Annotated in this window: 17 protein-coding genes; 11 read left to right on the top strand and 6 right to left on the bottom strand. The window is 59.7% G+C overall.

Annotated features, from left to right (window positions below):
* Nucleotides 1–59: 59 nt before the first annotated feature.
* Together GIW69_RS12390 and GIW69_RS12385 are read right to left on the bottom strand one after the other, a co-directional pair.
* Entirely contained in the window at nucleotides 60–425 is a 366-nt protein-coding gene (locus GIW69_RS12390) for a histone-like nucleoid-structuring protein, MvaT/MvaU family (RefSeq protein WP_236483000.1), read from the bottom strand.
* A 235-nt stretch (nucleotides 426–660) separates the two neighbouring features.
* On the bottom strand, nucleotides 661–2,196 hold the full coding sequence (locus GIW69_RS12385) for a cyclic diguanylate phosphodiesterase (RefSeq protein ID WP_236482875.1): 1,536 nt from the start codon (nucleotides 2,194–2,196) through the stop codon (nucleotides 661–663).
* Between the two features lie 387 nt (nucleotides 2,197–2,583).
* Between GIW69_RS12385 and hppD the strand changes: the two genes are divergently transcribed.
* Nucleotides 2,584–3,660, top strand: a complete 1,077-nt coding sequence (gene hppD / locus GIW69_RS12380; protein WP_236482873.1) for a 4-hydroxyphenylpyruvate dioxygenase — start codon at nucleotides 2,584–2,586, stop codon at nucleotides 3,658–3,660.
* Nucleotides 3,661–3,746: 86 nt separating this feature from the next.
* Here the strand turns inward: hppD and rarD are convergent, their stop codons facing one another.
* From rarD to GIW69_RS12365, 3 genes are all read right to left on the bottom strand, one after another.
* Entirely contained in the window at nucleotides 3,747–4,631 is an 885-nt protein-coding gene (gene rarD, locus GIW69_RS12375) for an EamA family transporter RarD (protein ID WP_236482871.1), read from the bottom strand.
* A gap of 125 nt (nucleotides 4,632–4,756) precedes the next feature.
* Nucleotides 4,757–5,770, bottom strand: coding sequence for an aldo/keto reductase (locus tag GIW69_RS12370; RefSeq protein ID WP_236482869.1), 1,014 nt, complete (start codon nucleotides 5,768–5,770; stop codon nucleotides 4,757–4,759).
* Nucleotides 5,771–5,900: 130 nt separating this feature from the next.
* Nucleotides 5,901–7,211, bottom strand: coding sequence for an MFS transporter (locus tag GIW69_RS12365; RefSeq protein ID WP_236482867.1), 1,311 nt, complete (start codon nucleotides 7,209–7,211; stop codon nucleotides 5,901–5,903).
* Nucleotides 7,212–7,379: 168 nt separating this feature from the next.
* On the opposite strand from GIW69_RS12365, the gene GIW69_RS12360 reads away from it, so the two are divergent.
* The 4 genes from GIW69_RS12360 to GIW69_RS12345 all read left to right on the top strand — a co-directional run bounded on the left by GIW69_RS12360 (nucleotide 7,380) and on the right by GIW69_RS12345 (nucleotide 13,009).
* Nucleotides 7,380–8,489, top strand: coding sequence for a sugar diacid recognition domain-containing protein (locus GIW69_RS12360; RefSeq protein ID WP_236482865.1), 1,110 nt, complete (start codon nucleotides 7,380–7,382; stop codon nucleotides 8,487–8,489).
* 150 nt (nucleotides 8,490–8,639) lie between these two features.
* Entirely contained in the window at nucleotides 8,640–9,785 is a 1,146-nt protein-coding gene (locus GIW69_RS12355; protein ID WP_236482863.1) for a glycerate kinase family protein, read from the top strand.
* Between the two features lie 369 nt (nucleotides 9,786–10,154).
* Complete coding sequence (locus tag GIW69_RS12350; protein WP_236482861.1) at nucleotides 10,155–11,780, top strand: HAMP domain-containing methyl-accepting chemotaxis protein; 1,626 nt, start codon at nucleotides 10,155–10,157, stop codon at nucleotides 11,778–11,780.
* 41 nt (nucleotides 11,781–11,821) lie between these two features.
* Nucleotides 11,822–13,009, top strand: coding sequence for an aminotransferase class I/II-fold pyridoxal phosphate-dependent enzyme (locus GIW69_RS12345; RefSeq protein ID WP_236482859.1), 1,188 nt, complete (start codon nucleotides 11,822–11,824; stop codon nucleotides 13,007–13,009).
* A gap of 87 nt (nucleotides 13,010–13,096) precedes the next feature.
* Here the strand turns inward: GIW69_RS12345 and GIW69_RS12340 are convergent, their stop codons facing one another.
* Entirely contained in the window at nucleotides 13,097–14,251 is a 1,155-nt protein-coding gene (locus tag GIW69_RS12340; protein ID WP_236482857.1) for a PatB family C-S lyase, read from the bottom strand.
* A 342-nt stretch (nucleotides 14,252–14,593) separates the two neighbouring features.
* Between GIW69_RS12340 and fdnG the strand changes: the two genes are divergently transcribed.
* The 6 genes from fdnG to selB are packed head-to-tail and all read left to right on the top strand — an operon-like array spanning nucleotide 14,594 to nucleotide 23,555.
* Entirely contained in the window at nucleotides 14,594–17,659 is a 3,066-nt protein-coding gene (gene fdnG, locus GIW69_RS12335; protein ID WP_236482855.1) for a formate dehydrogenase-N subunit alpha, read from the top strand.
* Nucleotides 17,660–18,595, top strand: coding sequence for a formate dehydrogenase subunit beta (gene fdxH, locus GIW69_RS12330; protein ID WP_236482853.1), 936 nt, complete (start codon nucleotides 17,660–17,662; stop codon nucleotides 18,593–18,595).
* Complete coding sequence (locus GIW69_RS12325) at nucleotides 18,592–19,245, top strand: formate dehydrogenase subunit gamma (protein ID WP_236482851.1); 654 nt, start codon at nucleotides 18,592–18,594, stop codon at nucleotides 19,243–19,245. The genes fdxH and GIW69_RS12325 overlap by 4 nt, the downstream gene beginning before the upstream one ends.
* A 3-nt stretch (nucleotides 19,246–19,248) precedes the next feature.
* Complete coding sequence (fdhE, locus tag GIW69_RS12320) at nucleotides 19,249–20,175, top strand: formate dehydrogenase accessory protein FdhE (protein ID WP_236482848.1); 927 nt, start codon at nucleotides 19,249–19,251, stop codon at nucleotides 20,173–20,175.
* Between the two features lie 51 nt (nucleotides 20,176–20,226).
* A complete protein-coding gene (gene selA / locus GIW69_RS12315) occupies nucleotides 20,227–21,639 on the top strand; it encodes an L-seryl-tRNA(Sec) selenium transferase (RefSeq protein ID WP_236482846.1) in 1,413 nt (470 codons plus the stop codon).
* Nucleotides 21,636–23,555, top strand: coding sequence for a selenocysteine-specific translation elongation factor (gene selB / locus GIW69_RS12310; RefSeq protein ID WP_236482844.1), 1,920 nt, complete (start codon nucleotides 21,636–21,638; stop codon nucleotides 23,553–23,555). Before selA ends, selB begins: the two co-directional genes overlap by 4 nt.
* The last annotated feature ends 9 nt before the right edge of the window (nucleotides 23,556–23,564 follow it).

Here is a 23,564-nt window from a genome sequence, read left to right as displayed (position 1 = left end):
ATATTGTCGAAAAATAAAAAGCCCTGCATTGGCAGGGCTTTTTCGGTGCGGGTGCAACCTTAATTGCGCAGCCAGGAATCAACGGTGGCTGCACCGTATTGTTCTTTCCAGGCTTTCAGGCCGCGGTGGTTGCCGCCCTTGGTTTCGATCAGTTCGCCCGAGTGCGGGTTTTGATAAACCTTGACCACGCGCGCACGGCGGGTTTTTGGGGCCGCCCCTGATTGCAGGGAGGATTTCGTCGGGTTCGGATCAAGAATGGCGATGATTTCTTTCAGGCCCTTGCCGTAGGTCTTCATCAGCCCGAGAAGCTTTTCTTCGAATTCGATTTCTTTCTTGAGCCCGGCATCATTCTTCAGCGACTCCAGCTGCTTGAGCTGCTCCTGAAGGGCCTTTTCAGCTGCGCGAAATTCAGCGAGTCTGGACAATATCTTTACTCCAATAGTGTATTCGGCTGATACCAACCGCAAACAAAGCTATAAGCCAAGAGCCTTGAAGCGACTCGGTGATTATGGCTCACCTGTCAATCTTGCAACAGGCATCAAAAATTGTAGTAGTTAAATGGCCAAGAGTAAATCCTGAAGTTTTCTTCATGTAACAACAGTGGTCTTTTTGTATCAATTTGGTGCGTGCTGTCACCTCGCTTGTCTTCATCAGCCGATGTTAACGGTGACTTAATGCACTAATGAACTCGACGGCCGGCATCGGTTTTCCGAACAGATAACCCTGCATGAAATTAACGTGATGCTCGGACAGGTAATCGCTTTGCGCCTGTGTTTCGACCCCTTCGGCCACGATCCCCAAATCAAGTTTGACCGACAGTTCGATGATGCTGTCGAGGATATGCCCTGAAAGGGCATCAACGCCGATCATGGCGACAAAACTTTGATCGATCTTCAGGAAATCAACATTGAATTTGCGCAGATACGCAAGGCTTGAGTGGCCGGTACCGAAATCGTCAATGGCGATCATCACCCCCAGGGCATGCAACTGTTCGAACAGTTGATGGGTGGTATCGGTCGGTTCGATCAACTCGCGCTCGGTCAACTCAAGTACCAGGCTGACGCTTCCCGCAGCGAACGCAGCAAGGAATTCACGACAGTCCTCGACCAGTTCCAGATCCTGGCAATGATTGGCGGTAATGTTGATCCCGACGTGAAAAGGTGTGACGAAGGATGTCGATAACGGTCCCAGAAGCGCGGCAGTTTGCTTCATCAATGCGCGGGTCATCGGCACGATCAGCCCGGAATGCTCGGCGAACGGAATAAACAGATCCGGGCGTACCAGGCCTTCCTTTGGGTGATTCCAGCGCATCAGGACTTCGGCGCCCGACCATTGCTTGCTATCGCCGTGCACCACGGGTTGAAAGTACGGGATGAACTCTCCGGCCTCCAATGCTCGCAGCATTTCATGGCTGGGCGAAGTGGAGCGCTTTTGCAAAACGTGGCTGATGGCGCCGGACACCACCCCCAAAAACATGAGCAGGCTGAACAGCGGCGGGTATTCGTCGCTCATGTAATTCCAGACTTCTCCGTCGGGGAAACCTGCGGACACACTGAATGCATAGCGCGATGACGTCAGTGTGTTTTGCGCCACTGGTAATGGCGGCAGAGCCCCATGGTGTACGGTGCCGTCGTCTGTTATCCAATCACTGCCGATTTGCAACACCAGCAGCGTTTGCCGGCCAATCAGTCGCAGGATATTACTCAGGTGATAGCCATCGAGTGTGGTCAATGCGCCGCCGCGACCGTCGCTCAGGCGATAGACCAGTAGCGCCGTATTGGGCGTTACCGGATTACCGTTCATCAGCCACAATTTACCCTCGGTGTAATCGCCAGCATTGACCGCTTCGCGGTAGTCGCCGAACAACGAACTGCAATAGAGGTTGTCGTCCCACACCAGATTGGTAGAGCGCACGAAGGGGCGTCGAGTGACTTGTTCGCGCAAGGCCAGATTGACCTCGTTACAGGGTTTGCCGGCCAGCGGCAGTAACGCTTGCGCGGCATCAGCCGTGTTATCCAGCATCAGTTCAACTTGGCGCAACGCCTCGTCAGCCGTGCGTTGCGCAAATTGCTGCAAGGTGCGCTCGGCTTGCATGTAAAGAATCACGCTGCCGATCACCAGAGGCAGCAGGCCGCTGAGCAGTGTCAATGCAATCCGCGCGCTGCGTCTGCGGCGGGGCTTTACGGTCAGGGGCATAGGCGCGGCCTGTTACGAAATAGGAGGCTTTCGAAAGCAGGCGGGGCAAACTGGCACCTTCCCTGTGCATTCGGTCACAGGGATGATAGCTGCGCCGCACCACAAAGCGCTTGCACGCACCGCAAAAAAGCGGATTTTAGAGAGAGGGCAGACAAGCCCTTTTACGCTGTGTAGAATCGGTTTACGCATACAATAATAATCGTCTTCTGGCAGCAGAAGCCTCGCCCGCAAAAGCCTTGGGTCGACAATGAAGATATTCGGGTTTCAACTGATCTACGGTGACTTTCTCGCCCGCAGTGTGCGCGGCATTTCCTGCGCGCCACCCACCGGTCTCAGCATTACTGGCAACTAACCCTGGTTAATTGATAAGAATGATGAGGCGCCACCATGGCAGATTTATACGAAAACCCAATGGGCCTGATGGGCTTTGAGTTCATCGAGTTCGCATCGCCGACTCCTAATACCCTGGAGCCGATCTTCGAGATCATGGGCTTCACCAAGGTTGCGACCCACCGCTCCAAAGACGTGCATCTGTACCGTCAGGGCGGCATCAACCTGATCCTCAACAACGAACCCAACAGCGTGGCCTCGTACTTCGCCGCCGAGCACGGCCCGTCGGTGTGCGGCATGGCATTTCGGGTCAAGGATTCGCAAAAGGCCTACAACCGCGCCCTGGAAATCGGCGCCCAGCCGATCCACATCGAAACCGGTCCAATGGAACTGAACCTGCCCGCGATCAAAGGCATTGGCGGCGCGCCGCTGTACCTGATCGACCGTTTCGGCGAAGGCAGTTCCATCTATGACATCGACTTCGTGTTCATCGAAGGCGTTGATCGCAATCCGGTAGGCTCCGGCCTGAAAATCATCGACCACTTGACCCATAACGTTTATCGCGGCCGCATGGCCTACTGGGCAAACTTCTACGAGAAGTTGTTCAACTTCCGCGAAATCCGTTATTTCGACATCAAGGGCGAATACACCGGCCTGACCTCGAAAGCGATGACCGCGCCGGACGGCATGATCCGTATCCCGCTGAACGAAGAGTCGTCCAAGGGCGCCGGGCAGATCGAAGAGTTCCTGATGCAGTTCAACGGCGAGGGCATCCAGCACGTTGCGTTCCTCACGGATGACCTGATCAAGACCTGGGACTCGCTGAAGAAGATTGGCATGCGCTTCATGACCGCACCGCCGGATACCTACTACGAAATGCTCGAAGGCCGTCTGCCGAACCATGGCGAGCCGGTCGATCAATTGCAATCGCGCGGGATTCTGCTCGATGGCGCGTCCGAGTCTGGCGACAAGCGCCTGCTGTTGCAGATTTTCTCGGAAACCCTGATGGGCCCGGTGTTCTTCGAATTCATCCAGCGCAAGGGCGACGATGGGTTCGGCGAGGGTAACTTCAAGGCGCTGTTCGAGTCGATTGAGCGGGATCAGGTGCGTCGCGGTGTACTCGCGACCGAGTAACAGCTGATCGATGTAAAAAGCCCGGCCTGCAATTGATGCAGGCCGGGCTTTTTTTGGATCAAAAAGATCGCAGCCTTCGGCAGCTCTTACAGGGGTTTGCGTTGGCGTATCAAATGTTTGAACCCTTCAAAGATGAGTACGACCACAGCCATCCAGATTGGAATGTAGGTCAGCCATTCGCCGGGCTTGATGCTCTCGCCCAACAGCAGCGCCACAGCCAGCAACAACACTGGCTCGACGTAACTCAACAAGCCGAACAGGCTGAATGGCAACAGTCGACTGGCGATGATGTACACCACCAGCGCCGAAGCACTGATCAAACCGAGTAGCGGGATCAGCCAGGAAAGCGCCGGATACTGATCGAAGACCGCAAAGCCCTGTTCACCGCCGCGCACGAACCAGTACGCAACCGGCAGCATCAGGGTCATGTCTACCCACAAACCGCCGAGGTTATCGGACTTCAGCCACTTGCGCAGCACGAAGTACAGCGGATAACCGACCACCACCACCAGCGTCGCCCAGGAAAATCCACCGACCTGATAGAGCTCATTGAGCACGCCAAGGCAGGCAAAAAACACCGCGATTTTTTGCAGGTACGAGAGCTGATCCCCGTAAGCGATACGGCCCGTCAATACCATGGCCAGCGGCAGAAGGAAGTACCCCAGCGACACATCCAGACTGTAGCCATTGAGTGGCGCCCACATGAATAGCCACAATTGCACACCGAGCAATGCCGCCGAAACGATCAAGCCGCCGACCAGTTTCGGCTGTCGCGCAAATCGCCGCAGCAACTCGACCACGCGCCGCCATTCGCCGGATACCAACATGAATACGGTCATGCATGGCAGCGTCAGCAGCATCCGCCAGCCGAAAATTTCCACACCGCTCAAGGGGGTGAGCAACGAGGTGTAGTAATACATGACGGCAAACAGCACCGAGGCTGAAACTGATAGAGCGATGCCTTTAGACAAACTGTCCTCGCGAGGTTGATGGTCAAACGGGGCGCGAAGGATACGTGTTTTTTGTGTTGAATATTGGGCAGATGCTCAATATTTAAAACATCCAGGCGCTGCCGAAGGCTGCTCCTACACGAGCGTCAAGCTGAAACGGGTTTGCGCCCCGAAACAAAATGGCTGATGTCATTGAAGCCCGGCGTCGATGCATGGCCCGGGGTCACCAGCGAATCGATGAAGGCTTCGTCTTCGGCCGTGATCTTCACCGCTTGTGCCTTGGTGTAAGCGTCCCACTGCTTCTCGGTTCGTGGCCCGACAATGGCCGAACTCACTGCGCTGTTGTTCAGCACCCATGCAATGGCAAATTCGACGATGCCGACGCCGCGATCCTGGGTGTATTGCTGGATTTTCTGGGCGATACGCAGGGATTCCACGCGCCATTCGGTTTCCAGAATGCGTTTGTCCAGTCGTCCCACGCGACTGTTGGCGTCTGGCGTCACGTCCGGCGCATATTTGCCGCTGAGCACCCCACGGGCCAGTGGGCTATAGGGCACCACGCCGAGGCCGTAATTTTGTGCGGCGGTGATTTGCTCGGTTTCGGCCTGACGGTTGACGATGTTGTACAGCGGCTGGCTGATCACCGGGCGATCGACGCCCAGTTTATCGGCGACACGGATGACTTCCGCGATCCGCCAGCCTCGATAATTCGACAAGCCCCAATAGCGGATTTTGCCCTGACGGATCAGATCGCCGATGGCCGACACCGTCACGTCCAGCGGCGTGTTGTGGTCTTCGCGGTGCAGATAATAGATGTCGAGATAATCAGTGCCGAGGCGAGTCAGGCTGGCGTCGAGACCGTTGAAGAGATGCTTGCGGCTCAAACCACTGCGGTTCGGCACACCGTCCACCGGGCCAAACCCGACTTTGGTCGCCAGCACCCACTCATGGCGGCGACTCGCGATCGCTTCGCCAACGATCTCCTCGGAACGGCCGTTGGTGTAAACGTCAGCGGTGTCGATGAAATTGATCCCGTGATCCCAAGCCTTGTCGATGATGCGCAGCGATTCTTCCGTGCTGGTCTGCTCGCCAAACATCATCGTGCCGAGGGTGAGGGTGGACACCTGCAGACCCGAGTGACCCAATGTGCGATAGCTCATGCCGAATTCCTTTTGCGGGTGGGAAAGTGTTTATCAATAGCAAAAAAAGCAAAAAATCGCAGCCACCAACAGCGCCTACACGAAATTAATGTGGAGCTGCCGAAGGCTGCGATCTTTCGACTTGGCTTTTCTAACCCCGCAATGTCCGCGTCATCCGCAACGCCAACAAACTCCCCACAACAATCACACCCGCCAACACATACAACGCCGCATCCGTCGAACCAGTGGTGTCTTTGACCCAACCCACCAGATACGGACTCAAGAACCCGGCCATTTGCCCCATGGAGTTGATCAACGCCAGACCACCCGCAGCCGCACCCGCGCTGAGCATTGCCGTCGGCACTGGCCAGAACATCGGCAGGCCGGTGAGGGCGCCCATGGTTGCGATGGTCAGGCCAAGGATGGCAATGGCCGGGTTGGCCGCGAAATTGACCGCGATGACGAGACCGATTGCGCCCATCAGCATCGGCACGACCAAATGCCAGCGACGTTCCTTGCGCAGATCCGCCGAGCGACCGACCAGCAACATGAACACCGCAGCCAGCAGGTACGGAATCGCGCTCAACCAGCCGATCACCAGGTTATCGCTGAAACCGAGGTTTTTGATGATCGACGGCAGCCAGAAATTGATCGCGTAGACGCCGCTCTGGATGCAGAAGTAGATCAGGCCGAACGCCCAGATCGCCGGGTTCTTGAACACGGCAGCCAACGAATCGGTGGTGGTTTTCGGTTTGTTCGCCAGATCCTCGGCATGATCCGCTTCAAGCACCGAGCGTTCATGCGGGGTCAGCCACTTGGCATTGGCAAAACTGTCGCTGAGCAGGAAGTACGCCAGCGCACCCAGGATGACAGTCGGAATGCCTTGCAGCAGGAACATCCATTGCCAGCCAGCCAAACCGCCCTGACCGGCGGCGAAGTGATTGAGGATCCAGCCCGAGAACGGGCTGCCGAGCAGGCCGGACACCGGAATCGCCGACATGAACAGCGCCATGATGCGGCCACGGCGGAACGTCGGGAACCACTGCGAGAGATACAGCACGACGCCTGGGAAGAACCCGGCTTCGGCCGCACCGGTGAATAAACGCAGGGTGTAGAACTCGGTTGGCGTGGTGACGAACAACAGGCAGGTCGATAACGTGCCCCAAGTGATCATCATCAGAGCAATCCAGCGCCGTGGACCAAATTTGGTCAGCGCCAGATTGCTCGGTACGCCGCACAGCACATAACCGATGAAGAAGATCCCGGCGCCGAGGCCATAGACGGTTTCGCTGAATTTAAGCGCGTCGAGCATCTGCAGTTTGGCAAATCCAACGTTTACCCGGTCGAGGTAGTTGAACAGGTAGCAGATGAAAATGAAGGGGATCAAACGCAGGGTTATACGTTTGTAGACGGCATTTTTGTCGTCCGCGATGGTCTGGGTAGCGGCGGCGCTCTGTGACATAGCGACTCTCTCTTTATTATGATTTTTGCGGGGCAACGGTTAACTTTGATCGCCGGGAGAGTCTCGGCCACCTTTGGCCGGATTGTCTTTGTGCCTGAGCACAGGGTTTTTCGCCAGACCCTGTGCCGGTGAACAATCGTCTGCGCCGTTTCCAAGGATCTTTCATCTATGTTCGAACTCGATCACGACCTGGCCCAGGACATCGTCGACCGGGCCATGGCCATCTTGCCGTACAACGTCAACGTCATGGACAGCCAGGGGTTGATCCTCGGCAGCGGCGAACCAGAGCGCATCAACACGCGTCACGAAGGCGCGCAGTTGGTGCTGGCCAACGGCCGCGTGGTCGAGATCGACACCTCTACGGCTGCACATTTGAAAGGCGTGCAGCCGGGCATCAATTTGCCGCTATTGCTGGATCAGCGCTTGATCGGCGTGCTCGGTATCACGGGCGAGCCGGAGCAACTGCGCACCTACGCCGAACTGGTACGCATGACGGCTGAAATGCTGGTCGGTCAGCGCAACCAGCAAGCCGACCAGCAATGGCGGCGTCAGCGTTGTGATGACTTGCTGGCGTTGCTCCTCAGCGAAGCGGGGGATTCGCCACGGCTGGTGGACGAAGCACAGCAGTTGGGCCTCAAACCGCAACTGACCCGGGTGCCCTATCTGTTTGAGCTGGGCCCGGAGCATGGCCCCGGTCAGACAGTCGACGCGTTGGGTGCCTGGCTGATCTCACGTTATCCCGACAGTTGGTGCGTGAGTTCGGCGCCGTCTTCATTGCTCTGGTGCCGCCCGGCCAGCCATCCCGTCGAGCATGACCGTTTGCTGGAAAAACTCGAAGCGCTGGGCTGGCGCATTCTGCGCATTGCCGTCGGCGGGCAGGCTGACGGTTTGACCGGATTACGCCGATGCTACCGGCGAGTGGGCGATCTGCTTGCCTATGGCCGCGAGGTGTTGCCACGTTCGCAGTTGCTGATTCTTGACCGCTATCGTTTGCCGGTGATGCTCTGGCGACATCGCAACGATGACGCTCTCGATGAACTGCTCAAACCGTTGCGCAAAGTCATCGCCAAAGACAGCAACGGCCAGTTGCTGATGACGTTGCGCAGTTGGTGCGATCACGACGGCCAGAGCCAGGCCTGCGCCGATGCGCTGGGCATTCACCGCAACAGCCTGCGTTATCGCATGGAACGGATTGCTGAGCTGAGCGGCGTTGATCCGTTGCGCCTCAACGGCATGCTCGCGTTGTACCTTGGCGTTCAGTTATTGCCTCAAACCTGAGAGATCAAAAGATCGAAGCGTGGGAACGATCAGGTGACAGATCGGATTTTGTGGAAATGAACAACAATCCACTGCGCCACTTGTGCACCGGACAGGCGTCAAAGTTCATGGTCGCTGGCACGATGAGGGCACTGGAACAGGAGAGTTTTCATGAAAATCGTCATCGCCCCCGATTCGTTCAAGGACAGCCTCAGCGCTCAAGGCGTTGCCGAGGCCATTGCCTCGGGATTGGCGCAGGTCTGGCCGCAAGCGACGCTGATCCAATGCCCGATGGCCGATGGCGGCGAGGGCACGGTTGAGTCGATTCTCGCCGCGTGTGAAGGCGAACTGCGCCGCAATCGGGTACGCGGGCCTTTGGGCGCACCGGTGGATGCCGCGTGGGGCTGGTTGCCGCACAACCACACCGCGATCATCGAAATGGCCGAAGCCAGCGGTCTCCAACTTGTGGCCCCAGGGAAGCGCGATGCGTGCATCAGCAGTACGTTCGGCACCGGTGAATTGATCCGTGCGGCGCTGGATGCCGGTGCGCAGCGAGTCATCCTCGCCATTGGCGGCAGCGCCACCAACGACGCGGGCGCCGGGGCGATGCAGGCACTCGGGGTGAAACTGTTCGATGCACACAGTCAGCCGCTGGTGCCCGGCGGTCTGGCATTGGCGCACCTGGCGCGGCTCGATTTGAGCGAACTGGATCCGCGTCTGGCCAATGTCCGATTCGACATCGCCGCCGACGTCAACAATCCGCTGTGCGGCCCTCATGGCGCTTCGGCGATTTTCGGCCCGCAAAAAGGCGCGTCACCCGCTCAGGTCGAACAACTTGATCGAGCCCTCGGACACTTTGCCGAACTGTGCGCCCAAGCCTTGGGCAAGGATGTGCGTGATGAACCGGGCAGTGGCGCGGCCGGTGGTTTGGGGTTCGCCGCCAAAGCATTCCTCGGCGCGCGTTTTCAGGCTGGCGTGGAGGTGGTCGCCGAGTTGGTCGGTCTGGCGCAAGCCGTCACAGGCGCCGACCTGGTGATTACAGGCGAAGGCCGTTTCGATGCCCAGACGTTGCGCGGCAAAACCCCGTTCGGTGTGGCGCGGGTGGCCAAGGCGCACGGCGTCCCCGTCATCGTTATCGCCGGCACCTTGGGCGAGGGCTATCAGGCACTCTACGAACACGGCATTGATGCGGCATTTGCATTGGCAAGTGGGCCGATGACCCTGGAGCAAGCCTGCCGCGAAGCCCCACGTCTATTAAGTGAACGCGCCACCGACATCGCCCGCGTCTGGCAAATCGCCCAATACAAGTCTCTGTAAATACCTGTAAGCCTGGCTTGCCACCTCACACAGGGATTTGTGCTGGCTCATGAAATCCAGGTTTACCGCCAGACACTGTGGGAGCGTGCCTGCTCGCGAAGGCGGCAGCACGGCCAATGCCGATGCTGAATGATCAATTGCTTTCGCAAGCAGGCTCGCGCCTACACGGAGCCGATGTAGCAGGAATGAGACACCTGCAATACCGAAATATATTTGCCAGCCACCTAAAAAAATCCCGCCTCGGCCGATACAACTATCAGGCGCACTCAAGACTTCTCCCATAGTGATTGCCGCACTGATTACCGCGTTCGCGGATCAGCGATAAACGGCATGGACGCTCGCAGTTTTCATCTATTGAGAGTTTCCCCCATGTCTTTGCGTAGCTTGAATATCGCGCCTCGCGCCTTCCTCGGTTTTGCCTTCATTGCCTTGCTCGTGATCGGGCTGGGTGCTTTTTCCGTCAACCGTATGTCGGTCATCCGCCAGGCGTCCATGGAAATGAGTGCCAATCAGGTGCCCAGCATCACGTACCTCGGTGTCATGACAGAAAACGTCTTGCGCCTGCGCGTGCTGTCGTTCCGCGTTTTGGTTAACCGCGACGCGTCCGAGCGGCAGGAAGCCCAGGCCCGAATCGGCGTCCTCACCGATAAGGTGCGCAACGCCCAGGCCAGCTACGCCGCGTTGCCGGCCGGGCCGCAAGAGAAGGCGCTGTACCAGACCTTCGGCACGACCCTCGACAATTATCTGCAAGCGCAAAACCAGATGCTCGAACTGTCGCGTCAGGACAAGCTGGATGAGCTGCGCAACCTGATCAACACCCGCATCAAGGACGGCACCGATCAAATGGGCGAACAGCTCAATAAACTGATCGCGATTAACGCCGCCGACGGCAAAGCCAATGCCGCGTTGGCGGGCGTGCATTACAGCAGCGCCATCAACGCGATCATTGGCGTTGCCGTATTCGCGGCCCTGATGACCGTCTTGCTGGCCTGGCTGTTGACCCGCAGCATCGTTGCGCCGCTGAGCCGCGCCGTTCAGGCCGCGCAAACCATTGCCGGCGGCAACCTGACCAAAGCCATTGAGATCGATGGCAACGACGAACCGGCACGGCTGCTCGAAGCACTTTCGGCAATGCAGACCAACTTGCGTCAAACCATCGACCAGATTGCCGGTTCCGCCACCCAGTTGGGCGCCGCCGCCGAAGAACTCAGCGCCGTGACGGAAGAAGCCTCTCGCGGCCTGCAACAGCAGAACGACGAAATCGAACAAGCCGCCACCGCCGTCAACGAAATGACCGCCGCCGTGGAAGAGGTTGCCCGCAACGCCGTATCGACCTCCGAAGCGTCGAATCAGTCGACTCAAGCCGCGCGTGAAGGTCGCGACCAGGTGGTGAAAACGGTCGACGCGATCCAGACCATGACTCACGACGTGCAGAACACCGCGCAAATGATCGAAGGCCTCGCTGCTCAGGGTCGTGACATCGGCAAAGTGCTTGATGTGATTCGCGCCATCGCCGAACAGACCAACCTGCTGGCCCTCAACGCCGCCATCGAAGCGGCCCGTGCAGGGGAGGCCGGACGTGGTTTTGCCGTGGTCGCCGACGAAGTTCGCGCACTGGCTCACCGCACGGCGCAGTCGACCCAGGAAATCGAAAAAATGGTCGCCGGCATCCAGAACGGCACGGGCGAAGCGGTGGACTCGATGCAGCAGAGCAATCAGCGCACCCAATCCACCCTGGAAATGGCCCGCGCCGCCGGCATTGCGCTGGAGCAAATCACCCAGTCGATCCACCAGATCAACGAGCGCAACCTGGTAATCGCCAGCGCTTCGGAAGAGCAGGCGCAGGTGTCACGCGAGGTCGACCGCAACCTGGTAAACATTCGCGATTTGGCCACGCAGTCGGCGGCCGGAGCCAACCAGACCAGCGCCGCTACCCACGAACTGTCGCGCCTTGCAGTAGATTTGAATGCCATGGTGGCGCGTTTTGTGATTTGAGATAGGGTGAAGGCTGGAACCCGCGCAATCAGGAGACGTACATGCGCTATTCAGCCTTGACCCAACGAATCGCCGGGGAAGGAGCCGCTGCCTGGCAGATTCACGACCGAGCGCTGGAGTTGCGCGAACAGGGTGTCGATGTGTTGTTGCTGACTGTCGGCGACCCGGATTTCGACACGCCGTTGCCGATTGTTCATGGGGCCATCGACAGTCTGCTGGCCGGTGACACTCATTACTCTGACGTGCGCGGCCGTCTTGCGCTGCGCAAGCTGATCGCCGCACGCCATCAGCGGCGCAGCGGCCAAGCGGTGGATGCCGGTCACGTCATTGTCATGCCCGGCGCGCAATGCGCCGTGTACTCGGTGGCGCAATGTCTGCTCGATCCGGGCGATGAAGTGTTGGTCGCCGAACCCATGTACGTCACTTACGAAGGCGTCTTTGGCGCGTGCGGCGCGACAGTGGTGCCGGTGCCGGTAAGCCCGGAAAACGGCTTTCGCGTCGATCCGGCAGATGTCGCGGCCCGCATCACGCCGAAAACCCGCGCCTTGTTGCTCAACAGCCCCAACAATCCTTCCGGCGCCAGCCTGCCGCTGCTGATCTGGCAGGAGCTGGCGGCGTTGTGCATCCGGCATGACCTGTGGCTGATCAGTGACGAGGTGTATAGCGATCTCCTTTATGAAGGTGAGCACATCAGTCCGGCGAGCCTGCCGGGCATGGCCGAACGCACGGCGACGATCAACAGCTTGTCCAAATCCCATGCCATGACGGGTTGGCGCATCGGCTGGATGATCGGGCCAAAACCGCTGGCCGAGCACTTGGTGAACCTGTCACTGAGCATGTTGTTCGGCTTGCCGGATTTTGTGCAGAAAGCCGCGCAGGTTGCGCTCGAAAGGGATCTCCCGGAAGTGGCGCACATGAGGGAGGAATATCGGCTGCGTCGGGATCTGGTGTGCGACCGTTTGCGCGGCTGCCCCGGGTTGTATCCGATCAGGCCGGATGGCGGCATGTTTGTGATGGTCGACATTCGCCAGACCGGGCTGTGCGCGCAGAGTTTTGCCGAGCGATTGCTGGAAGGGTATGGCGTGTCGGTGCTGGCCGGTGAAGCATTCGGGCCCAGCGCGGCGGGGCACATTCGCATTGGATTGGTCGTCGATCGAGTAAAACTCGCAGACGCCTGCGCGCGAATCGCCCTGTGCGCATCGGATCTGCTGCAACTGCGCAGCGCCTGAAAAAGATTCGATCTGATTGTTCCCACGCGGAGCGTGGGAACAATCAGATTTGAAGGTGAAGCTGCATTCCCATGCGGAGCGGGGGTGTCAGGTGTTGCGTTGGGTCAGGCTGCGCTCCATGCGGGCGATGCCTTCTTCGAGCAGCGAGCGCGGGCAGCCGAAATTCAGGCGCACGAATTGTTGGCTGTGGTCGCCGAAGTCCGGGCCTGCGCTCAAGCCAACCTTGGCGTTTTCCAGGAAGAACTGCTGCGGATTCGCCAGATCCAGCGCCGAGCAATCAAGCCAGGCCAGATACGTGCCCTGCGGAACATTGAGGGTCACGCCGGGCAAACGACTGCGCACCGCGTCCACCAGCCAGTCACGGTTGGCTTGCAGATAGCGCTTGAGTTCGACCAGCCATTCGCCTGCCTCGCTGTAGGCGACGCGGGTGGCTTCCATGCCCAGCGGATTGACACTGTCGACCATGCCGCAACGGGCGTGGTTGACCTTCTCACGCAGCGCGGCGTCCTGAATGATCATGAACGACGTCTTGAGACCGGCGATGTTGTAAGCCTTGCTCGCCGACATCAACGTGATGGTGCGCTGGGCGATTTCCGGGCTCAGGGATGCGGTCGGAATGTGTACGCGGCCGTCGAAACACAGCTCGGCATGGATTTCGTCGGAGATCAGCCAGGCGTCTTGCTGAACGCAGATGTCGGCCACTGCTTGCAACTCTTCGCGACCGAACACCTTGCCGATCGGATTGTGCGGATTGCTCAGCAACAAGGCACCGCCACCGCTGAGGGATTCACGCAGGGTTTCAAGCGGTGTGGCATAGGTGCCGTCGGCCTGGGCGACGAATTCCAGCTCGACCTTGTTCAGACCCCAATGCCCCGGCGCATGACGCAGCGGCGGATAATTCGGGGTTTGCACCACGACGTTTTGTTGTGGCTGCACCAGCGCCTTGAGCGCCATGTTGAAACCCGACTCGACGCCCGGCAGAAAAATCAGCTCCTGAGGTTTGACGCGCCAGGCGTACTTGTTCCACAGATCCGCAACAATGGCTTCACGCAGGTCGTCCTGCGCCACGCTGTAACCCACCAGCGGATGCAACAGGCGTTGCTGCAAGGCTTCGATGACCATCGGCGGAGCGGCGAAATCCATGTCGGCCACCCACATCGGCAACACATCGGCCGCATAGCGACTCCACTTGGTGCTGCCGGTGTTGTGGCGGTCGAATACCTGATCAAAATCGAAAGTCATGCGCGGTCTCGTGAAGGCGGGGTTAAACATGGTCGCCATGATAAGCCCCAACCCCCAGAGGCGCGAGCCGTACGTGATGACCACAGGATTTGATCGTTCCCACGCTCTGCGTGGGAATGCAGCCAGGACGCTGCGCGTTCCTTTTTGCAGTCAAAAGATCGCAGCCTTCGGCAGCCACTACACGGGAACTCGTGTTCCGACAAACGGCCGACGGTCGGTTTTCACACATGGCGCAGCGTCGTTGACTAGAGTCTGTTTACCGGCAACGCAGATTGCCGCAACCGTGATTGTCCAGAACAAGCCCGGCACAAGATCCGGGTTCCACCTGATCAGGAGTGCACGATGGATCTCAGCCGTCGTCAGTTCTTCAAGGTCGCCGGCATCGGCCTTGCAGGCTCAAGCCTGGGCGCGTTGGGCATGGCCCCGACGCCTGCCTTCGCCGAGCAGGTGCGCCACTTCAAGCTCACCCACACCCATGAAACCCGCAACACCTGCCCGTATTGCTCGGTCGGTTGCGGCTTGATCATGTACAGCCAGGGTGACACAGGGAAGAACGTGGCGCAGAACATCATCCACATCGAGGGCGACGCCGACCACCCGGTCAATCGCGGCACCCTCTGCCCGAAAGGCGCGGGACTGCTGGACTTCATCCACAGTCCTGGCCGCTTGCAATACCCGCAGGTACGCAAGCCGGGCAGCAGCGAGTGGACACGGATCTCTTGGGATGAAGCGCTCGACCGTGTCGCCGACCTGATGAAGGCCGACCGCGACGCTAATTTCGTCGAGCAGAACGCCCAGGGGCAGACCGTCAACCGCTGGCTGACCACTGGATTTCTCGCAGCCTCGGCGGCGTCCAACGAAGCCGGCTACATCACCCACAAGGTGATTCGCAGCCTCGGCATGCTGGGGTTTGATAACCAGGCGCGTGTCTGACACGGTCCGACGGTGGCAAGTCTTGCCCCGACGTACGGCCGTGGTGCCATGACCAATACCTGGACCGATATCGCCAACGCGAATCTGGTTCTGGTGATGGGCGGCAACGCAGCAGAAGCGCATCCGTGCGGCTTCAAATGGGTGACCGAAGCCAAGGCCCACAACAAGGCGCGGCTGATCGTGGTCGATCCACGGTTTACCCGTACCGCTTCGGTGGCCGATTACTACGCACCGATCCGCACCGGCACCGACATCGCCTTCATGGGCGGGCTGATCAATTACCTGCTGACCGAGGACAAGATTCAGCACGAATACGTGCGCAACTACACCGACGTGTCATTCATCGTCAGGCCCGGATATGGTTTTGAGGACGGGATTTTCAGCGGCTACGACGCAGACAAGCGCAGCTACACCGACAAGTCCGGCTGGGGCTACGAAATGGGCGAAGACGGTTTCGCCAAAGTCGACCCGACCCTGCAGGATCCGCGTTGCGTCTATCAATTGATGAAGCAGCATTACAGCCGTTACAACATCGACCTCGCGAGCCAGATCTGCGGCATGCCGGTCGATGCCATGCAGAAAATCTGGGAAGAGATTGCCACGTGCTCGACACCGGGCAAGACCATGACGATTCTCTACGCGCTGGGCTGGACACAGCACTCGGTCGGCGCGCAGATCATTCGCAGTGCGGCGATGGTGCAACTGCTGCTGGGCAATGTCGGCATGCCGGGCGGGGGCGTCAATGCCTTGCGCGGGCACTCCAATATTCAGGGGCTGACCGACCTCGGTCTACTGTCCAATGCGCTGCCGGGCTATCTCACGTTGCCCCAGGACGCCGAGCAGGAATACGCGGCGTTCATCACTAAACGCACGCAAACGCCACTGCGCCCGGGGCAGCTGTCTTACTGGCAGAACTACAGCAAATTCCATGTCAGCCTGATGAAGGCCTGGTACGGCGTCAACGCCACCGCCGAGAATAACTGGGCCTATGACTATCTGCCGAAACTGGACATTGCCAACTACGACGTCCTGAAGATGTTCGACCAAATGGGGCATGGCCTGGTCAACGGTTACATGTGCCAAGGCTTCAACCCGATCGCCGCATTACCGGATAAAAACCGGGTGATGGCGGCGTTGGCCAAGCTGAAATGGCTGGTGGTGATGGATCCGCTGAGCACCGAAACGTCGGAGTTCTGGCACAACGTCGGGCCGTACAACGATGTGAAAAGCGCCGACATCCAGACCGAAGTCATTCGCCTGCCGACGACCTGTTTTGCCGAAGAGGACGGCTCGCTGGTCAACAGCAGCCGCTGGCTGCAATGGCACTGGAAAGGCGCCGACGGCCCGGGCGAGTCGCGCACCGACGTGCGCATCATGACCGAGTTGTTCCTGCGGCTGCGCCGGCGTTATCAGGCCGAGGGCGGCACCTTTGCCGAGCCGATCCTGAAGCTGTCGTGGCCGTACAAAGTGCCCGATGAGCCGTCACCGGAAGAGATCGCCAAAGAGATCAACGGCTATGCCATCAACGACTTCGCCGATGCGGCGGGTGTGCCGGTCAAGGCCGGCACGCAACTGGCGGGGTTCGGTTTGCTCAAGGACGACGGCAGCACCGCGTCCGGTTGCTGGATTTTCGCCGGCAGCTGGACAGAGGCCGGCAACCAGATGGCCCGGCGCGACAATAACGATCCGTACAACATGCATCAACATCAGGGTTGGGCCTGGGCGTGGCCGGCCAACCGGCGGATTTTGTACAACCGCGCCTCGGCGGATCCGCAGGGCAAACCCTGGGATCCGAACAAACGCTTGGTGTGGTGGAACGGCAAGGCCTGGGGCGGCACCGACGTGCCGGACTACAAGGCTGACGTGCCGCCGGAAGCCGGAATGAACCCGTTCATCATGAACCCCGAAGGCGTGGCACGGTTCTTCGCCGTCGACAAGATGACCGAAGGCCCGTTCCCCGAGCACTACGAGCCCTTTGAAACGCCGATCGGCATCAATCCGTTGCACCCGCAAAACAAGAAAGCCACCAGCAACCCGGCGGCGCGGATCTTCGATTCGGTGTGGGAAACCCTCGGCGAGGCCAAGGACTTCCCGTACGCGGGCACCAGTTACCGGTTGACCGAGCATTTCCACTTCTGGAGCAAGCACTGCAAATTGAACGCGATTGCCCAGCCCGAGCAGTTCGTCGAAATCGGTGAAGTGCTGGCGAAAGAGAAGGGCATTGCCGCCGGCGACAGGGTGCGGGTCAGCAGCAAACGCGGCTTTATCGAAGCGGTGGCAGTGGTGACCAAACGGATTCGACCGCTACAGGTCAACGGCCAGGTGGTGCATCAAATCGGCATCCCGCTGCATTGGGGATTCACCGGCCTGACGCGTCACGGTTACCTGACCAACACACTCGTGCCATTCCTCGGCGACGGCAATACACAGACCCCGGAATCCAAGTCGTTCCTGGTCAACGTGGAGAAGCTATAAATGGCCAGCCAAGACATCATTGCCCGCTCGGCCACCACCACAACGCCGCCGTCGGTGCGCGAACAAGAAGCCGTCGCCAAGCTCATCGACACCACCAAGTGCATTGGCTGCAAGGCTTGCCAGGTTGCGTGTTCGGAATGGAACGAGCTGCGCGACGAGGTTGGTCACAACCACGGCACCTACGACAATCCGCAGGATCTGACGGCGGATTCGTGGACGCTGATGCGATTCACCGAGCATGAAACCGATGCCGGCAACCTCGAATGGCTGATCCGCAAGGACGGCTGTATGCACTGCGCGGAACCCGGTTGCCTGGCCGCATGCCCGAGCCCTGGCGCGATCATCAAGCATGCCAACGGCATTGTCGATTTCGATCAGGATCACTGCATCGGTTGCGGCTATTGCATCACCGGCTGCCCATTCAACATTCCGCGCATTTCCCAGAAGGATCACAAGGCCTACAAATGCACGCTGTGTTCGGATCGGGTCGCCGTGGGCCTGGAACCCGCCTGCGTGAAAACCTGCCCGACCGGGGCCATCGTCTTCGGTACCAAGGAAGACATGAAAGTCCACGCCGCCGAGCGCATCGTCGACCTGAAAAGCCGTGGCTTCGACCAGGCCGGTCTGTACGACCCTGCGGGCGTCGGCGGCACGCACGTCATGTACGTGTTGCACCACGCCGACACCCCGAAAATCTATGCCGGCCTGCCGGACGATCCGACCATCAGCCCATTGGTGGGTTTGTGGAAAGGTGTGAGTAAACCCCTGGCGCTGCTGGCGATGGGCGCGGCGGTACTGGCCGGATTCTTCCATTACGTGCGCGTCGGGCCGAACCGGGTCGAGGAAGATGAACATCCGCAACCGCCCGACACCTCCGTGCACGAAGTCGACCCTGCGGTACACACCTTCGATCCTCGCCGGGAGGGCAGGCCATGAACGACAAACCGATCCTGCGTTACTCCGCCAACCAGCGCACCAATCACTGGCTGGTGGCGATCCTGTTCATGATGGCCGGGCTGTCCGGGTTGGCGTTATTTCATCCGGCGCTGTTCTGGCTGAGCGGCCTGTTTGGCGGTGGAACCTGGACGCGGATACTGCATCCGTTCTTGGGCGTGGCGATGTTTGTGCTGTTCCTCGGCCTGGTGTTGAGCTTCTGGCGCACCAATTTTTTCATCGCCAATGACCGGCAATGGTTGCGGCGCATCGACAGGGTGATGGTGAACGACGAAGAAAGCGTACCGCCGGTAGGCAAATACAACGCCGGACAGAAGCTGCTGTTCTGGACGCTGATGCTGTGCATGCTCGGGCTGTTGTTCACCGGGCTGGTGATCTGGCGTGCGTATTTCAGCCATTTCTTCGGTATCACCACGATTCGCTGGGCGATGCTGCTGCATGCGCTCGCCGGGTTCGTATTGGTGTTGAGCATCATCATTCACATCTACGCGGGACTCTGGATCAAGGGCTCGGTGGACGCGATGATGCATGGCCGGGTCAGTCGTGCGTGGGCAAGAAAACATCATCTACTCTGGTATCGCGAGGTCACTCGCGAGGACGCGCCACCGAGATCCACAACAAAAAAGGGCTAAGCCTTGGCTACGATTCTCGAACCCGGACAAATCGAAGCGTCGGCCAGTTCGCCGCCGTTCCTTTACCTGCCGCCGCGTAATCTGTTCGCGCTGCGCGCCCAGCGTCTGGAACGCCTGGCTGAAGGGCATCCGCTGGCCGCGTATCTGATGTTGATCGCCGGTGTGTGTCGCGCGCAGCAGCAGATGTTCGATGATCCGCCGCCGATCAAGCCTCTGGATCCCCAACGCTTGCAAGCCTGCCAGCAACACGCGATGCCACCCTTCGCTGTCGATACGCTGATCCGTGAAGATGACTGGCAAATCTGGCTCCATGGGTTTCTCAAGCATTACTCGCCACTGCATCAGCCGGCGGTGAAGGTCGCACTCGACACCTTGCGCAGCGCTGATTCCGGGCAGTTGCGCGCCTGGGGCGTTGCGCTTGCCGGTGGGCAATATGCGTTGGTGCCGGCGGCGTTGGTGCCTTTTCTCGGCGCAGCCTTGCAAATCGCCTGGAGCCACTGGTTGCTCAGCGTGCCGAACCTGCAACTCAAACCCGGCAACAGCCTCAGCCAATGCCCGGCCTGCGGTTCACCGGCGATGGCCGGGGTGATCCGCCATCGCGGCAAGCACAACGGTTTGCGTTATCTGGTCTGTTCCTTGTGTGCCTGTGAGTGGCATGTGGTGCGCGTCAAATGCGTGTATTGCGAATCGAGCAAAGGCCTCGATTACGTCAGCCTTGAGGATCACAACCGCGCTGGCGATCAGGCACCGCTGCGAGCCGAAATCTGCGCGAGCTGCAAAAATTATCTGAAGCTGCTTTATCTGGAGAACGACGCCGAGGCCGAGGCGCTGTCGGCGGATCTCGCCAGTTTGTTACTTGACATGCTGCTGGATCAGGACGGTTATCAGCGTCTGGCGCCGAATCTGTTGCTGGCGCCGGGAGGTGATTGACCACAGCGTCTACACTGCATCGCGCCAGTCACCGGTTTTCAGGAGCGCTTGATGCCTGCCAGTGTTGCCCCGCGGTTACCTTCCGTTGATAGTTTGTTGCGACATCCAGCGTGCCTGCCGTTGGCCGAGCGCTATGGCCGCGAGGCGTTGCTGGCGCAGCTGCGGCAATTGCTTGATGACCTGCGTGACGCTGTTTTTGCCCGGCAAGTGTCCGCCATCGAAATCAGCCCCGAGGTGCTCGCCGGTCGCGTGGGCGAACGTCTTGCGGCGCAGCAACGCAGCCATGTGCGGCGGGTGTTCAATCTGACCGGCACCGTGTTGCACACCAACCTCGGCCGCGCATTGCTGCCGGACGAAGCCATTGAAGCGGTGCAAATGGCTGCCCGGTATCCGCTGAACCTGGAGTTCGATCTGGCCAGCGGCAAACGCGGCGATCGCGATGATCTGATCGAAGGCCTGATCCGCGAACTGACCGGCGCTGAAGCGGTGACGGTGGTCAACAACAATGCCGCCGCCGTACTGCTAACCCTCAACAGTCTCGGTGCACGCAAGGAAGGCATCATTTCCCGGGGCGAGCTGATTGAAATCGGCGGAGCGTTCCGCATTCCCGACATCATGGCCCGCGCCGGTGTGCGCCTGCACGAAGTCGGCACCACCAATCGCACCCATGCCCGCGATTATGAAGCGGCTATCAGCCCACGCAGCGGTTTGATCATGCGCGTGCACGCGAGCAACTACAGCATCGAAGGGTTTGCCGCGCGCGTGCCGACGGCTGAACTGGCGGAACTGGCTCATCGTAACGGCTTGCCGTTGCTGGAAGATTTGGGCAGCGGCAGCTTGCTCGATTTGACGCGCTGGGGGTTGCCGGCGGAACCGACGGTGCGCCAGGCACTGCTCGATGGCGCTGATATCGTCACCTTCAGCGGCGACAAACTGCTCGGCGGGCCGCAGGCCGGGTTGATTGTGGGGCGCAAAGACCTGATCGCGAAAATTAAAAAGAACCCACTCAAACGTGCGTTGCGCGTCGACAAGCTGACACTGGCGGCGCTGGAAGCGGTGCTCGGTTTGTACCGCGATCCGGATCGACTGGCCCAGCGTTTGCCGAGTCTGCGCCTGCTGACGCGTCCACAAGCCGACATCCTCGCGCAGGCCGAGCGTGTGCAACCGATGCTGGCGCGGGTGTTGGGCGAGCCGTGGAGTGTGAATGTGGTGACGGCGTTGGGGATGATCGGCAGCGGCAGCCAACCGGTGGCGCGATTGCCGAGCGCGGCACTGTGCATTCGCCCGCACGTCTCCAAACGCCTTCGCGGTCGCTGCCTGCTAAATCTTGAAGCAGCGCTGCGGGCATTGCCGATTCCCGTGTTGGGGCGTATCGATGATGACGCCTTGTGGCTGGATCTGCGCCAACTCGACGATGAACCGGCGTGGCTGGGGCAGTTGAATCAACTGCAGGTGCCGGCATGATTGTCGGCACGGCGGGGCATATCGATCACGGCAAGACCTCGCTGCTGCAAGCGCTGACCGGGCAAACCGGCGACCGTCGCCCGCAGGAACGTGAACGCGGGATGACGATCGATCTGGGTTATCTGTACGCCGAACTGGCACCTGGCGCCGGACTGACTGGTTTCATCGACGTGCCCGGCCACGAGAAATTCACCCACAACATGCTCGCCGGGGCGCAGGGCATTGATCTGGTGTTGTTGGTGGTGGCGGCCGATGACGGCGTGATGCCGCAGACGCGAGAGCATCTGGCGATTGTCGAGCTACTGGGCATTGCGCGGGCGCTGGTGGCGATCACCAAGATTGATCGGGTCGACACCGGGCGGGTGACACAGGTGCGGCGGCAGGTCAGCGAATTGCTGGCGCGCGGGCCGTTTGCCGGCGCATCGGTGCTGGAGCTGTCGAGCGTGACCGGGGAGGGCGTCGAGGCATTGCGTCAGGCGTTGTTGCAGGCGCAAAACGAGGTACTGATTCGCGGCGTGACGGGCGGTTTTCGTTTGGCCATTGATCGTGCGTTCAGCGTGGCCGGTTCAGGAATTGTGGTCACCGGTACAGCGTTGTCGGGTTCGGTGGCAGTCGCAGACAAGTTGGCGCTTGGGCCATCGGGTAAATCCGTTCGCGTGCGGGGCATGCATGCGCAGAACCGGCCCACCGAAAAAGCCTTCGCCGGGCAACGGGTCGCCTTGAATCTCACCGGAGAACGGCTGGAACTCAGTCAGATTCATCGCGGCCAATGGTTGCTCGCCGAATGGCTGCATGCGCCGACGCAAAGGGTGGACATCGAGCTGCAATTGCTCGCCGATGAACCGCGAACGTTCGAACACTTTCAGCCGGTGCACCTTCACCTTGGCACGCAGGATGTGATCGCCCGGGTGGCGCTGCTGGAAGGGTCGAATCTGCCACCGGGGGGGCGGATGTTTGCGCAATTGCTCACCCATGCACCGGTGCACGCCGTGAGAGGCGATCGGCTGATCATTCGCGACGCGAGCGCTCAACGCACCCTTGGCGGTGGCCGGGTGCTTGATCCGTTCGCCCCGGCGCGGCAACGTCGCAGCCCCGAGCGGCTGGAGCAATTAAAGGCCTTGGCCGACAGCGACACCTTAGAACAGGCCTTGCCGGTGCTGCTCAGCTACAGCGACAGAGGCCTCGATCCGCAACGGCTGGAGCGTCAGTTCAATCGCCCGCGGTCGGGCTGGACGCTGGCGGATAACATGCAACTGGTCAACACCCGCCAGGATTCAGTGCTGTTCAACGCCCAGCGCTGGGCGCGATTAAAATTCACGCTGCTGGAACAACTGGCGCGCTTGCATGAACTGGAACCAGACCAGATGGGGCCGGATCGTGATCGCCTGCGAAGGTTTTGTGGTTTTTCGCTGGAGCGCTCGACGTTTGCCAGTTTGCTCGATGAATTAAGGGCCGTGGGTGCGATCACCGCCAGCGGCCCGTGGCTGCATCTGCCGGATCATCAGGTACGTTTGAATGCGGATGACGAAACCCTGTGGCAGAGCATGCAACCGTTGTTCGAGGTCGCAGGCATGGAGCCGCCGTGGATGCGTGAGATCGCCACTGCGCTGGAGCAGGATGACGCCGTGGTGCGTTTGCTGTTGCGAAAACTTGCGCGGCAGGGATTGATGCATCAAGTGGTGCGGGATCTATTTTTCACCGATCCAACGCTGCGCCAAATGGCAGCGGTGTTGCTGCACCTGGCAAAAGAAAATCCACAGATTCAAGTGACGGCGTTCCGCGATGCGCTAGGCTTGGGACGCAAGCGCAGTATTCAGATCCTCGAATACTTCGACCGCCTCGGCCTGACCCGACGCATGGGCGCCTGCCGCCAGATCCGTCTCGACAATGCCCTGGCGCAGGTCGCAGGGACATAACCGTTTCAA

The organism is Pseudomonas syringae (genome assembly GCF_021605415.1).
GTDB lineage: Bacteria > Pseudomonadota > Gammaproteobacteria > Pseudomonadales > Pseudomonadaceae > Aquipseudomonas > Aquipseudomonas syringae_S.
This window is presented reverse-complemented; position numbering and strand designations above follow the sequence as displayed.

Bases quoted from the DNA above. Each gene is read 5' to 3' on its own strand.
- GIW69_RS12355 (WP_236482863.1), top strand. From the start codon at position 8,640: ATGAAAATCGTCATCGCCCCCGATTCGTTCAAGGACAGCCTCAGCGCT.
- GIW69_RS12350 (WP_236482861.1), top strand. From the start codon at position 10,155: ATGTCTTTGCGTAGCTTGAATATCGCGCCTCGCGCCTTCCTCGGTTTT.
- GIW69_RS12385 (WP_236482875.1), bottom strand. From the start codon at position 2,196: ATGCCCCTGACCGTAAAGCCCCGCCGCAGACGCAGCGCGCGGATTGCA.
- GIW69_RS12325 (WP_236482851.1), top strand. From the start codon at position 18,592: ATGAACGACAAACCGATCCTGCGTTACTCCGCCAACCAGCGCACCAAT.
- GIW69_RS12370 (WP_236482869.1), bottom strand. From the start codon at position 5,770: ATGAGCTATCGCACATTGGGTCACTCGGGTCTGCAGGTGTCCACCCTC.
- GIW69_RS12365 (WP_236482867.1), bottom strand. From the start codon at position 7,211: ATGTCACAGAGCGCCGCCGCTACCCAGACCATCGCGGACGACAAAAAT.
- hppD (WP_236482873.1), top strand. From the start codon at position 2,584: ATGGCAGATTTATACGAAAACCCAATGGGCCTGATGGGCTTTGAGTTC.
- GIW69_RS12345 (WP_236482859.1), top strand. From the start codon at position 11,822: ATGCGCTATTCAGCCTTGACCCAACGAATCGCCGGGGAAGGAGCCGCT.
- selA (WP_236482846.1), top strand. From the start codon at position 20,227: ATGCCTGCCAGTGTTGCCCCGCGGTTACCTTCCGTTGATAGTTTGTTG.
- GIW69_RS12340 (WP_236482857.1), bottom strand. From the start codon at position 14,251: ATGACTTTCGATTTTGATCAGGTATTCGACCGCCACAACACCGGCAGC.
- fdxH (WP_236482853.1), top strand. From the start codon at position 17,660: ATGGCCAGCCAAGACATCATTGCCCGCTCGGCCACCACCACAACGCCG.
- selB (WP_236482844.1), top strand. From the start codon at position 21,636: ATGATTGTCGGCACGGCGGGGCATATCGATCACGGCAAGACCTCGCTG.
- GIW69_RS12360 (WP_236482865.1), top strand. From the start codon at position 7,380: ATGTTCGAACTCGATCACGACCTGGCCCAGGACATCGTCGACCGGGCC.